Annotated in this window: 12 protein-coding genes; all 12 read right to left on the bottom strand. The window is 45.0% G+C overall.

All coding sequences use genetic code 11. The features are described 5' to 3' along the window. Positions 1-42 precede the first annotated feature (42 nt). Positions 43-1350 (bottom strand): ammonium transporter, encoded by a 1308-nt coding sequence (locus ABD960_RS13555; protein WP_345331693.1) that lies wholly within the window; start codon positions 1348-1350, stop codon positions 43-45. Between the two features lie 107 nt (positions 1351-1457). Continuing rightward, positions 1458-2963: an NADH-quinone oxidoreductase subunit N gene (locus ABD960_RS13560; protein ID WP_345331694.1), complete on the bottom strand. Its 1506-nt coding sequence runs from the start codon at positions 2961-2963 to the stop codon at positions 1458-1460. Between the two features lie 9 nt (positions 2964-2972). After that, complete coding sequence (locus ABD960_RS13565) at positions 2973-4574, bottom strand: complex I subunit 4 family protein (protein ID WP_345331695.1); 1602 nt, start codon at positions 4572-4574, stop codon at positions 2973-2975. Between the two features lie 7 nt (positions 4575-4581). Further along, complete coding sequence (locus ABD960_RS13570; RefSeq protein WP_345331696.1) at positions 4582-6639, bottom strand: NADH-quinone oxidoreductase subunit 5 family protein; 2058 nt, start codon at positions 6637-6639, stop codon at positions 4582-4584. 3 nt (positions 6640-6642) lie between these two features. After that, a complete protein-coding gene (locus ABD960_RS13575; RefSeq protein WP_345331697.1) occupies positions 6643-7320 on the bottom strand; it encodes a TonB-dependent receptor plug domain-containing protein in 678 nt (225 codons plus the stop codon). Between the two features lie 2 nt (positions 7321-7322). After that, positions 7323-7628 carry an NADH-quinone oxidoreductase subunit NuoK gene (gene nuoK, locus ABD960_RS13580; protein ID WP_345331698.1) on the bottom strand — a complete coding sequence of 102 codons (306 nt, stop codon included), beginning with the start codon at positions 7626-7628 and terminating at the stop codon, positions 7323-7325. Then, positions 7625-8173: an NADH-quinone oxidoreductase subunit J family protein gene (locus tag ABD960_RS13585; protein WP_345331699.1), complete on the bottom strand. Its 549-nt coding sequence runs from the start codon at positions 8171-8173 to the stop codon at positions 7625-7627. Before ABD960_RS13585 ends, nuoK begins: the two co-directional genes overlap by 4 nt. After that, positions 8170-8757 (bottom strand): 4Fe-4S binding protein, encoded by a 588-nt coding sequence (locus ABD960_RS13590; protein ID WP_345331700.1) that lies wholly within the window; start codon positions 8755-8757, stop codon positions 8170-8172. Before ABD960_RS13590 ends, ABD960_RS13585 begins: the two co-directional genes overlap by 4 nt. 104 nt (positions 8758-8861) lie before the next feature. Beyond that, entirely contained in the window at positions 8862-9932 is a 1071-nt protein-coding gene (gene nuoH, locus ABD960_RS13595) for an NADH-quinone oxidoreductase subunit NuoH (protein WP_345331701.1), read from the bottom strand. Positions 9933-10300: 368 nt separating this feature from the next. Beyond that, positions 10301-11131, bottom strand: a complete 831-nt coding sequence (gene murI, locus ABD960_RS13600) for a glutamate racemase (protein WP_345331702.1) — start codon at positions 11129-11131, stop codon at positions 10301-10303. A gap of 66 nt (positions 11132-11197) precedes the next feature. After that, positions 11198-11707, bottom strand: coding sequence for an OmpH/Skp family outer membrane protein (locus tag ABD960_RS13605; RefSeq protein ID WP_345331703.1), 510 nt, complete (start codon positions 11705-11707; stop codon positions 11198-11200). 52 nt (positions 11708-11759) lie between these two features. After that, positions 11760-12290, bottom strand: coding sequence for an OmpH/Skp family outer membrane protein (locus ABD960_RS13610; RefSeq protein WP_345331704.1), 531 nt, complete (start codon positions 12288-12290; stop codon positions 11760-11762). Between the last annotated feature and the right edge of the window lies 1 nt (position 12291).

Below are 12291 nucleotides of genomic sequence, written 5' to 3' on the forward strand. Positions count from 1 at the left end.
GTAGTCATAAGCATTTAAATATTGTAGTATGTGGGCGGTTTGTTACAATTTTTCGCCGTGCTGGCTAACGTCCAAACCTACAATTTCCTCTTCCATAGATACACGCAATGGTGATATCATATCGGTAATCTTTAACAATAACAACGAACCGAAGAATGCGAATATTGAAGTGCCGACCAATGCCACCAGTTGTATCAGGAACAATTTAGTTTCGCCAAAAAACAGGCCGTTACCGTTTGCCATACCTGCGTTAACATTGTGATGGGCAAACACACCGGTGAGCAGCATGCCTACCATACCACCTACGCCATGGCAGGGAAAAACATCTAATGTATCATCAATTGAAGTACGGGTACGCCACTCAACCACCAGGTTACTTACAATGGCTGATATGATACCGATGGCTAATGAGTGTGGTACCGATACAAAACCGGCCGCCGGTGTAATAGCTACAAGGCCTACAACGGCACCGATACAGGTGCCCATGGCTGATGGTTTGCGCCCGCGCAGCATATCAAAAAATATCCAGGTGATACCCGCGGCGGCAGAAGCGGTAGTACTGGTTGCCAGCGCCGTTACCGCAAGTGGGTTGGCACCCAGCGCAGAACCTGCATTAAAACCGAACCAACCGAACCACAACAAGCCTGTGCCGATAATTACATAAGTGATACGGGCAGGCGAATGCGTAGCCTCATTACGGCGTTTTAGGTAGATGGCTGATGCCAAAGCCGCCCAGCCTGCTGACATATGGACAACCGTACCACCGGCAAAATCCAATACACCCATTTTAGCTAAAATACCACCCGGATGCCAGGTGCTGTGCGCCAGCGGCGAGAATATGCAGATAGAAAAAAGAATCAGGAAAATGATGTATGAGTTGAAGCGAATCCGCTCGGCAAAAGCGCCGGTGATAAGCGCAGGTGTGATAATAGCAAACTTAAGCTGGTACATAGCAAACAGCAACAACGGAATGGTTGGCGCCGCCGGCCAGGTAGCGGTACCCAGCATACCTTTCATCATAAAAAAAGTTGATGGATTGCCTATAACCCCGCCTACACTATCGCCAAAGGCTAAACTAAAACCGAATATGCCCCATATCACGGTAATGATTACCATACAAACGATGCTTTGCAGCATAGTGGAAATCACATTCTTTTTATTGACCATACCACCGTAAAAAAAGGCAAGACCAGGTGTCATGATCAGCACCAACGCGGTTGACATCAGCATCCAGGCGATATCGGCACCGTTGAATTGTGATTTTTCAGTGGTGTTCAGCTCAACGGAAGGAAAAACAAAAGTAAGTACTAAAGCAATCAGGATTAAAAGGAAAGGAAAGTACCGTTTCATCAACTTTTTAGATAATTAAATTTAGAATGGCGTGAAAATATGATTTTTATTATGAAATCGCCACTAAATTTAGATTATTTATAAAATTAACCAACCGCATACTCAACTTAAAGCACTTTATACAGTAAATCAGGGAATAATCCGAACAAAAACAGCAATACGGACAACAATACGGATAATGCGATGATTTTTTTATCCGAATAATCATGCTCAAACGATGTGGAACCTTTGCGAAGAAATAGGTTAAGCGGTATTTTAATATAATAAAACAGCGACACCACGGTAATAATAGCTCCGGTAATCATTAAAGCAAGCAACCATACATCATGATTTTGCTGATAGACGGCATAAACAGAAGAAAATACAAATAGCTTACCGGTAAATCCAGCCGAAATAGGTAATCCGGTCAGTGAAATCAGTATAACAACAAAACAAACCGACACAATTGGGTATTTAAAACCCAATCCTTTATATTCGGTCACGTTTTCGGCACCGGTTTGGTTGGTATAGTAACTTGCCAGCAGCAACGCGGCTATGTTGGCAACCGCGTACACTGCAAGGTAATAGATCAGAGAGTTTAGCCCTTGTGGCGAGTAGGTAACAACTGCCATCAACGCAAAACCGGTATGCCCGATACTGGAGTAGGCCAACATACGCTTTACATTTTGTTGCGCTACGGCGGCAAAGTTACCGGCTATCATGGTGATGATGCCAATTACGGACAGCACCAGCCTGAAATCAAAATCGGGATGCGGTACTACCGATACAAAGGCGTTTACAAAGTTTATAAGCAAGGCGAAGGCGGCAATTTTGGGTACGCTTGAAAGGTAGGCGGTAACAGGCGTGGATGCTCCCTCATAAACATCGGGCACCCAAAAATGCACGGGCACAAATGATAGCTTGAAACCTATGCCGATCAACACCAGTGTTAAGGCCAGCCCGACACCAGCACTACCAGTAGCCGTAAGGTTGACCATGAATTTCGGATCCCAAATATCCAGCGAACCTGTTAAACCGTATAACAACGATATGCCATAAAGCAAGACCGCTGATGACGCCGCGCCAAATAACACGTATTTTAAACCTGCTTCGGCACTAAAGCCGTTTTCGGAACGGTAAGCAACCATGAGATAGGACGCGATGGACACCATCTCGATAGCCAGGTAAATGGACAACATGTTGGTAGCCATCGTCATTAAATGCAAACCTAAAACCGAACCTATAGTGATGGTATACAGATCGGACAATCCCTTTTTATGCGAGGAGAGTTTATTGTCCCACGGGAAATAAATCAGGAGCAGCACGGTAAGCAGATCAATAACTACTTTAAATGAAACAGCTTTGTCATACAGCAGAAGCATTCCGTTGAATAAAGATATCGCGCCCCTTGCCTCATCAGCCAGAGAATACTGCTCATAGTCCTTGAAAAAAACGATGATCAAACCTGCTATACCTATTGCCCGGCAATATTTTTCAGCTCCCTTACCAATAAACAGGTCGGCCAATAAAACCAGCACAAACAGTCCGCTCAAATACAGCTCGGGTACAAAAAAGTGCACATCGCTTAATATTTTGCTTAGCTGCTCGGGTATGGTAGGTAACAGGTCGTGCATGGGCTGATCTTATTTCTTTAAAAACTCCACCAAAGCCAATACACTACCGTTGGCTATGTCCAATACCAGCGACGGGAAAATGCCCAACGCCAATGCCATAACAGCTAAAGGCACAAGCGTTAAAGCTTCGCGCATATTGATATCTGTAAGTGCTGTGCGCCACACCTCGCCGCCCTTTAACAGGGTTTGGCCGAAGAACATGCGTTGCAGCGTCCATAAAAAATAGGCCGCGCTTAATAATATCCCGATTGAACCGCCAATGGCCATCCAGTAAGGTAATAATCCGTTGGTAGTTGACGATTTAAATGTTCCGGCCAGGGTAAAAGCTTCGGCCACAAAAGCTGAAAAACCGGGTAGACCCAATGAAGCAAAAAAGGCGATCATTACAAAAGCGGTATATTTTGGCATGATGCTCCCCAGGCCACGGAAGTTATATATATCCCTGTCATGCACTCGGTTGTAAACCACCCCTACCAGGTAAAACAGCATGGATGATAAAAAGCCGTGACTAATCATCTGCAACACCGCACCGCTTATGCCTTCGGCAGTTTGCGAGGCGATGCCCAACAGTACAAAACCCATGTGCGATACGGACGAGTAGGCTATCATGCGTTTCAGGTCGCGCTGGGCAAGGGCATTTAGTGCTCCATATAATATAGAAACGACACCGAGTAAGCCCAGCCAGAACGCACCGGATGCGGCAACTTCGGGGAATATACCTAAACAGATACGGATAATGCCGTAACCCCCGATCTTTAATAATACCCCCGCCAGTATGATCGATACGGGTGTTGGCGCTTCCACGTGGGCTACAGGCAGCCAGGTATGCAGCGGTACAACCGGCACTTTAATGGCAAAGGCTATGAATAACACCACAAAGCCCAGCACACGGGCAGGTACACCTAATATGGTTTGCTGCGCGGCGGTAGAGAATATTGAGTCGGCACTGTAGTTGGCCGGGTTCATCATTTGAATGATATTAAAGGTATGATTGCCTGTAGCCGGATCAGTTACTGACAGGTACAGACCTACCATCACCAGCAACATAAATACCGAACCAAATAGGGTATACAGGAAAAACTTTATAGCCGCGTACTCACGCCGAACGCCGCCCCACATGCCTATCAGGAAATACAATGGCAACAACATCAACTCATAGAACAGATAGAACAAAAAGAAATCTAACGCGCAGAATACACCTATTACGGCCATATCCAACAACAAAAATAAAGCGAAGAAGCCTTTTACGTTGCTGTTTATCTCCCATGAGGCAACGGTAGCGATCACCATGACCAGCGTGGTCATCACCAGTAACGGAAGCGAAATGCCATCTATACCTACAAAATAATCTATCTGCATAGCCCCGGCGGCGCCCAGGTCAAGGTGTATCCAGGGCAGCTTTTGTACAAACTGAAACTGATCTTCGTGGTTGATACCGCCAAAACCGGCACCTGTTTTAAAGTCGAGGTAAATCCATATACTCAGCGCGAACTGAATGAGTGTAGCAAGCAGGGTAATATATTTAAAGCTCGCCCGTAACGACGACGGCAGCAGCAATATAATTGCGCCGAACACTACGGGGATGAATATCAGTATTGTTAAAAGGTTCATCAGTTTCTCAGATGAGTAATTTAAAAATAAACACTAAAAGCACTACCGCCAGCATACTGTACAGGTAGTATTGCACTTTGCCACCCTGAAACAGGCGGGCCAGATTGCCAATACGCCTTACCAAAACAGTGATCAGGTAGATAACACCGTTTACAATGTAACGGTCGGTCCACTCGGCCAGCGAGGAGAGTAAGCCAACTATATTACGCAGCAGGTTTACCAATCCGTCAATAACCGTACGGTCAAACCAGTAAAGCAGGCGACTTAATGCCAGCACACCATTTACAATAACTTTATGGTAAAATGCATCAATATACCATTGGTTGTATGATAGCTTAAACAGCCATCCCGCTTGCGGGGCAACATAGTTACGTTTTACGTACAGCGCATATGCCAGGTAGATCACCATCACACTAAAAATATTAACTCCTATGGGGATGAGTGTGTGGTAAATGTTTTCGCGCGCCAGGTGATTTGACGGGATGAAGCCCTCGTACAGCCAAGCATGTTCATACAACCAGGGATGCAGCGAAAACAGCGGGAACAAGCTGCACAGCGCCAGCATAATTAGCGGCAATTTATAATTCCAGCCACCATCGCTTATATGCAGCTTAATACCGGGATGAACATCCAACAAACGGAATTTACCAAAAAACACCTTTACTATTAACCGGCTCACATAAAAGGCGGTTAACAAACTGGTTAATAATGCACCAACGGGCACCAGTTGATAATACCATGATTTACCCTCTGCCCATTCAAAGGCTTGTATCAGTATACCATCTTTGGATAAGTAGCCTGAGGTGAACAATAAACCAATTAATGCCAGGCTGCCCACAACGGCGGCAATAAACGTAAGCGGCAGTTTTTTACGCAGGCCGCCCATGTATAAAATATTCTGCGGATCGATATCGAGATGGTTTTCGTGCTTGATGTGCTGCATTTCGTGGATCACAATACCGGCTACCAAGAACAGCAGGCATTTAAAAAAAGCGTGCGTTGCCAAATGAAATAGTGACGAAGCATAAGCACCGACCCCCATAGCCAGCACCATAAAGCCTAGTTGCGATATGGTGGAGTAAGCCAGTATACGTTTCAGATCATTTTGCGTGAGGGCGATGCTTGCCGCCATAAATGCTGTAAAGCAGCCTATAACGGCAAACACGCTTAACTCTCCGGGCGTAAACAATGGATATGCTCTGCCAAGCAGGAAAACGCCCGCCGCCACCATCGTAGCGGCATGGATCAATGCTGATACCGAGGTTGGCCCTTCCATGGCATCGGGCAGCCAGGTATGTAACGGGAACTGTGCCGACTTAGCCGCCATGCCTAAAAATATTCCCGCAAAGGCTACGTATTGCCATACGGCAGGTAGTTGTCCGGTGGGTGCTATCCATATTCCGTTTTCGATAACAGATCGTGATACCAAGCCGTTATCACCGAATAGCTGAACCAGATCAAACGTACCATATTGTGCGAATAGGATAATGATAGCGGAGAGCAAACCTATATCGCCTATCCTATTCATGATAAAGGCCTTTTTGTTGGCTTGCACCGCCTTATCTCGCGTAAACCAAAAACCGATGAGCAGGTATGACGAAAAGCCTACCAACTCCCAAAAAGCGTAAAGCAGTATGGTGCTATCCACCACAACCAACGCCAACATACTAAAACAAAAGAAGCTGAGGTAAGTAAAATAACGGTTAAAGCGCTCATCCTCCCTCATATAAGCCATGGAGTATATGTGCACCGGCAATGCGATAACAGGCACCAATACCAGCATCATAACCGATAAATTATTGAGCCATACCCCAGCATAAACTTTAGTAGCGCCAATGCTAAACCATAGCTGCTGTGTGTGCACAGTTGTAGTATTCCAAACCGCGGCAAAAACACTTATGGCAAAGGCGGCACTTAATAGTATAGCGATGGTTGATATCCACCCGGTAACCTTTACCCTGTTGGGGATAAAATTATTAACGATAGCGGCAAGCAATGGCAATATCACCGCCACCACCGTGTGGAACGTTTGTATATGAGCGATATGTGCCTGATCGGGTACCAATGTTTATTTCTTTGTTTTCTTGTTATTTTTTGTTGTGACGAGGATAACGCCATGAGCACCTTTTATGCCGTATAATGCGGTCGCCCCAACATCTTTAAGTACCTGTAGTTTCTCTATGCTTTCAGGCTTGATGTTTTCCAGTTCTTTGATATCCTTTTCAACGCCATCAATCAGCAATAACGGGTTGTTTGGCCCCACGGTAGCGAATGATACTAAGCGTACAGGCTTTTTACTGGTGACTAATACTAATCCTTTAGCGGCTTTAATTCCATAGCGGTCGGTGGCTTGCTTATCTTTAAAAACCTGTACATTATCTATATTAGCAGGTGGCAGCCTTTTCATTGACTCAATATCTATCTCAACGCTGTCAAGCAATATCAGGGGCTGTGTGTTCGTCGCAGTATCTGCTGCCCGTAATTCGGTATTCTGTGTGCTGATAAATACAACTCCATTACGTCCAGCCTCACCATATTTAACTGGAAAATTGTTGTCCTTAATTACCCACATGCCTTTAATGTCTGATAAGCCTAATTGCTTAACCTTTGCAGGCGTAGTAATTTTGCCATCAAGAATAGCCAATGGCTCCCGGTCATTTTTAGCAGGCATTGAGTCGCTTTGGGCTATTGCCTCAACCGCAAAAACCATCACCAGCGTAAAAACGATATAAAATATCCTCGTCATACTCAATCTCCCAAGTTATTTATTTTAGACGGATCGATAGTTTTAAACTGCCGGTATACGTTGAGTATAATAGCCAGCGCTACTGCGGTTACCGCCGCGGCAAGCACAATGGCAAACAGGGCGAACACTTGCCCGCCATTATTAACTTTATCATACTTACCAAAAGCCACCAGGTTTAATATAGCGGCATTCAGCATCAGCTCAATACCTATCAGTATTTGTATGGCGTTGCGCTTGGCTACTACCATGTACAGGCCAATGCAAAACAGTGCCGCGCTCAACAGCAGAAAATCACTTAAAGCGATCATGCCTGCGGCTCCTTTCTGGATAAATGTGCCGCCCCTATCAGCGCAAACATCAGCAGTATGGAGATCGCTTCAAATGGCAAAAGATAGAGCGTCATTAAATTTACACCGATATTCTCAATCAATATCGTGTCCGGCTTAATCACATTTCCATCGGCTACAGCAGTTCGCACCCAGTCTAACTCGTCAACCCTTACTTGCCTTAACGTTATAAACATGACCACAAAAAATAACGCGGCAAGTAATACAGCAGGCAGTTTACTCAGGCTGATGAATTTTCCTTTTTGCTTTTGGATAGCATCCAGTGTTTCACGGCCGGATAGCATAAAGGCGAAAAGTATCAACACCAAAATACCGCCTACATAGATCACGATCTGGGTAATGGCCACAAAATCTGCCAGGGCAAGCACATACAAACCCGCCAACGCAAACAGGGTAACAAAAAACATAAATACCGACCGCACCAGGTTTTTTGAAGCGGCCACATATAAGGCAGATCCTAAAGCGATGGCAGCCAATACGTAAAACATCACCTTCACCAGCATCATTGCCCTTCCTCCTTCTTCTTCATGGCGGCAAGCTTGGCGGCTTGCTTTTCGGCATTTTGCTTTTCGAGCAGCGCACGTTTTTCGTCGGCTTCCTTCTTGGTCATGTCCGAAAATTCGTAGATCAGGTCGCTCAGTTCAAACACCGTACGGTCGTACGTGTTAGTCATGGTAATACACTCCGTTGGACAAACAACCGTACACAGGCCGCAATACATACACTTGGCCATATCGATATCAAACTTGGCGGCATACAGGCGCTTGGTTGTCCCGTCAGACGTTTGGCCGATGGCCTCCGTGGCTTTAATGGATTCTATATCGATACAATCAACCGGACAAATCTTGGCGCACAGATCGCACACAATGCAATCATCCATCTCCACATCCAACTGGTAGCGCCCAACCTCAGGTACAGGCAATTGCTGTTTGGGGTATTGTATGGTATTGGTTCCTTCAAGGCGTTTAAAGTAATTATCGTCGCTTACTTTGTTGATCTCACGTGTTTTTTTCGACGCAAACAAGTGGCCGATGGTAAGGGTCATCCCCTTCCATGCAGTAGTTAAGCCATTTATCGCGTTTTTAAACATACTGTTATAAACTCTAAAATCTAAATACTAAATTCTAATTACTATTCTCTAAACACTGATCTCTAACCACCAAACTCACCACTCACTACTATCCATTCACCTCCCTACATCAACCATAACCGCCATACGCCGGATATTAATATACAGGCAAAGGCCAGCGGGGTTAATACTTTCCAGCATAGGTTCATCAGTTGGTCAACACGCAGGCGGGGTAATGTCCACCTGATCCACATTTGTACACCAACCAGGGCCAGGCTTTTAATCGCCACCCAAAATATCCCCCACCAGATGTTGGTTGTCCAGTCGGCCAATTTTAACGCGCCCATATTAGGCAGCGGTGTATTCCAGGCGCCTAAAAACAGGATCACCCCTATCATAGATACCAGGAACATCATCGAGTACTCGGCCAAAAACACAAAGGCAAAGCCTAATCCGGAATATTCGGTATGGAAACCGGCCACCAGTTCTGATTCCGCCTCGGGTATATCAAAAGGCGCACGGTTAGCTTCGGCTAATGATGATATAAAGTAAATAACAAATGCTATAATTAAATGCGGCGCCCTGAATATGTTCCAGCTCAGCAATCCGCCAATATTGGTTACGTCCCAAAAACCAAAAAACTTAACGGTTTCGGTTGATGCTACGCCTTGCTGTGCAGAGATCACCTGCAAATCCAATGACTGAGCGATCATCACTGCAGATATAATGGCAAAACCTGCTGGTATCTCGTACGAAATGATCTGCGCGGCCGAACGCATAGCGCCTAAAATAGAGTATTTATTATTGGAGCCCCAGCCCGCCATGAGTATGCCCAATGTCTCGATAGAGATAATGGCGAACACATAATACAGGCCGATATTTATTTTTGAAGGCGCTAAGCCTGGCCCCCAAGGCATTGCGGCAAAGCCCATGTAAACAGCCACAAATATGATTACCGGCGCCAGTATAAACAGCCACTTATCGGCCTTGGCCGGGATGATCAGCTCCTTTTGGATCATTTTAAGAATATCGGCAAAAGTTTGCAGTGTACCAAATTTTCCTGTTTCGGTGGGGCCGAGCCTGTCCTGTATGTAGGCGGATATCTTTCGCTCGGCATACACGCCAAAAAGCGCGAACAACGCCGCAAACGCGAACAGCCCGGCAGCTACAAGAAAATATATCAGGTAATTACTCAATGCACAAAATTACTTTGGCTGCAAACTTAGCAAATGCCCGCTAAATATTCTATGTATTTGGTAGATTATAGCAGGATTTTGATTTATGAAATCGGGAGAGCGGTTTTGGTTTCGAATTTCAGAAGTTTGATTGCGAAGTTGCCTGACCTGATTATAAATTATTTACTTTCCCTCTGGAAAACGTTGTGGAAACTCGCCATTTAACTCACCCGGTCTTCGCTGCGCTGGACCACCCTCTCTGCCCTTTGGGCAAAGAAGGTAAAATAACAAGAAAGAATCTGTTTACTACTCCCCTCTTGCGTTTGCGCAGAGGTTAACAAGCGGAGCGATGTCGGGGGTGAGTCAATAGGATCAAAGTGACTTATAAATCACTTTACCGACACATACTCCGCCACAACAGGCTCGCCAAAAAAGGCTGATGCATGGTGGTCAAAATCCGTGGTATCATCTGATGTGGTGAAAAATCGTTTGCCTGCTCCTTGAGTAAGCTGCTGCTTAATTTCCAGGTGGCGTTGCAGGTAATCGGCTAAACTGGTTGCTACAATATCACCCTGCGCAACAACTTTAATATTGGGTGGCAACCGCGCTTCAATCTTATCCTGCAATAGCGGATAATGGGTACACGCCAGCAACAGGGTATCAATATTAGCTGACTGCGCCTGTATGGCGTCCAAATACTCTTTAATAAAATAATCGGCGCCCGGTTTATCATGCTCACCTGTTTCAATCAACGGTACCCACATGGGGCAGGCTTGCTGATGTACATTTAACTTCGGGAAAAACTTCTCTATCTCTAATAAATACGACTGCGATTGTACGGTACCCTTGGTACCCAACACCCCAATCTCACCGGTTTGGGTGTAATTGCCAATTACCTCTGCTGTGGGGCGGATGACGCCTAACACACGTTTATCATCAAACTTGCCGGGCATATCCTGCTGCTGTATGGTGCGCAATGCTTTGGCCGAGGCGGTATTACAGGCCAAAATAATCAGCGGACAGCCTTGCTTAAACAACCACTGCACGCATTCCCAAGTATACTCATGTATGGTTTTAAACGAGCGGTTACCATAAGGCGAGCGGCCGTTATCGCCCAGGTAAACATAATCGTACCGGGGCAGTTGATTGGCGATAGACCGGAACACGGTTAACCCGCCATAGCCGGAATCAAATATACCGATGGGTTTTGTTGCTGACACCTTTGCAAAAATAAAAAAAGCGCCCGGTAATACGGGCGCTTTTTTTATCTGATATCCTGTTATTAATTATTTTAAACCCAGGTCAGCTTTAACTGATGCTAACAAATCGTCAGCCTCTGGCGATACTAATAATTCGGTTTGTGATGAATCAAGCACATAAGTGTAACCTTTAGCTTTAGCAACTTTGCTTATTGAAGCACGGGCTTTAGTAAATAGCGGCCTGGTCAACTCATTGCTTTTTTGTTCAACTTTACCTTGCGCGTCTTTTTGGAAATCCTGAATACGTTTTTGCAGATCCTGTAATTCTGTTTCTTTAGCAGTACGGGTTGCATCGTTCATGGTAGCTTTATCTTTTTCGTAAGCCTGGGCTTTTGTTTGAAACTCGTTACCCATAGTGGTGTAAGTATCAACAAAAGTTTTTTGATAAGCTTCCATTTGTGTCCTTATCGTTTTAGTTTCGGGCATCAACTCCACCAGTTGATTAAAATTGATGTGCGCGATCTTTTGTGCTTTTGCATACGTCCCCACAAATACCATGCATACCGCTACTAAAGCAACCTTAAATAATCTTTTCATTTTTGTTTCTGTGTGTTTAATATAATAGTCCGCTATTTTATAAAATATAAATTTATTGGGCAAATGTTCCTGGTTTTAATCCTAAACGCGTTATCACCGCGGCACTCTTATCATACCTTGGGTTAGCGTAAAGCATCATTACCTCGCTGTTCTTGTCAAATATCATATCCAGATTTTCGCTTTCGGCAACTACCTGTACCGCTTTTGACACGCGATCCTGAATTGGTTTAATCAAGGCAGTGCTTTTTTGTGTCAGCTCACCGTCAGGACCGAATTTCAACCGTTGAAAATCCTTCGCTGCTTTCTCCTTACCTACAATCTCCGCTTCGCGGCGCTTTTTCATTTCAGGCGTCATTAACACCTGGTCGGCCTGGTAAGCTTTATATAACCTGTCAATTTCCTGAAATTTAGCGTCAGCCTCTTTTTGCCATTGCTGCGATTGCGCGCTCAATTGCTTTTGTGCCGATGTATAATCCGGCATGTGCTTCAGTATGTATTCCGAGTCAACATAAGCAAACCGTTGTGCAAATGCTCCTAAATATGCAGTAAACGCTAATAAAGCTGTTAAAATTATCCTTTTCATA

It is taken from the genome of Mucilaginibacter defluvii (assembly GCF_039543225.1).
In the GTDB taxonomy this organism is placed as follows: Bacteria; Bacteroidota; Bacteroidia; order Sphingobacteriales; family Sphingobacteriaceae; genus Mucilaginibacter; species Mucilaginibacter defluvii.

Excerpts from the sequence above, each read along its gene's own strand:
- ABD960_RS13585 (WP_345331699.1), bottom strand. The coding sequence starts at position 8,173 with ATGATGCTGGTGAAGGTGATGTTTTACGTATTGGCTGCCATCGCTTTA.
- ABD960_RS13555 (WP_345331693.1), bottom strand. The coding sequence starts at position 1,350 with ATGAAACGGTACTTTCCTTTCCTTTTAATCCTGATTGCTTTAGTACTT.
- nuoK (WP_345331698.1), bottom strand. The coding sequence starts at position 7,628 with ATGATCGCTTTAAGTGATTTTCTGCTGTTGAGCGCGGCACTGTTTTGC.
- ABD960_RS13560 (WP_345331694.1), bottom strand. The coding sequence starts at position 2,963 with ATGCACGACCTGTTACCTACCATACCCGAGCAGCTAAGCAAAATATTA.
- ABD960_RS13590 (WP_345331700.1), bottom strand. The coding sequence starts at position 8,757 with ATGTTTAAAAACGCGATAAATGGCTTAACTACTGCATGGAAGGGGATG.
- ABD960_RS13605 (WP_345331703.1), bottom strand. The coding sequence starts at position 11,707 with ATGAAAAGATTATTTAAGGTTGCTTTAGTAGCGGTATGCATGGTATTT.
- ABD960_RS13565 (WP_345331695.1), bottom strand. The coding sequence starts at position 4,574 with ATGAACCTTTTAACAATACTGATATTCATCCCCGTAGTGTTCGGCGCA.
- ABD960_RS13610 (WP_345331704.1), bottom strand. The coding sequence starts at position 12,290 with ATGAAAAGGATAATTTTAACAGCTTTATTAGCGTTTACTGCATATTTA.
- ABD960_RS13575 (WP_345331697.1), bottom strand. The coding sequence starts at position 7,320 with ATGACGAGGATATTTTATATCGTTTTTACGCTGGTGATGGTTTTTGCG.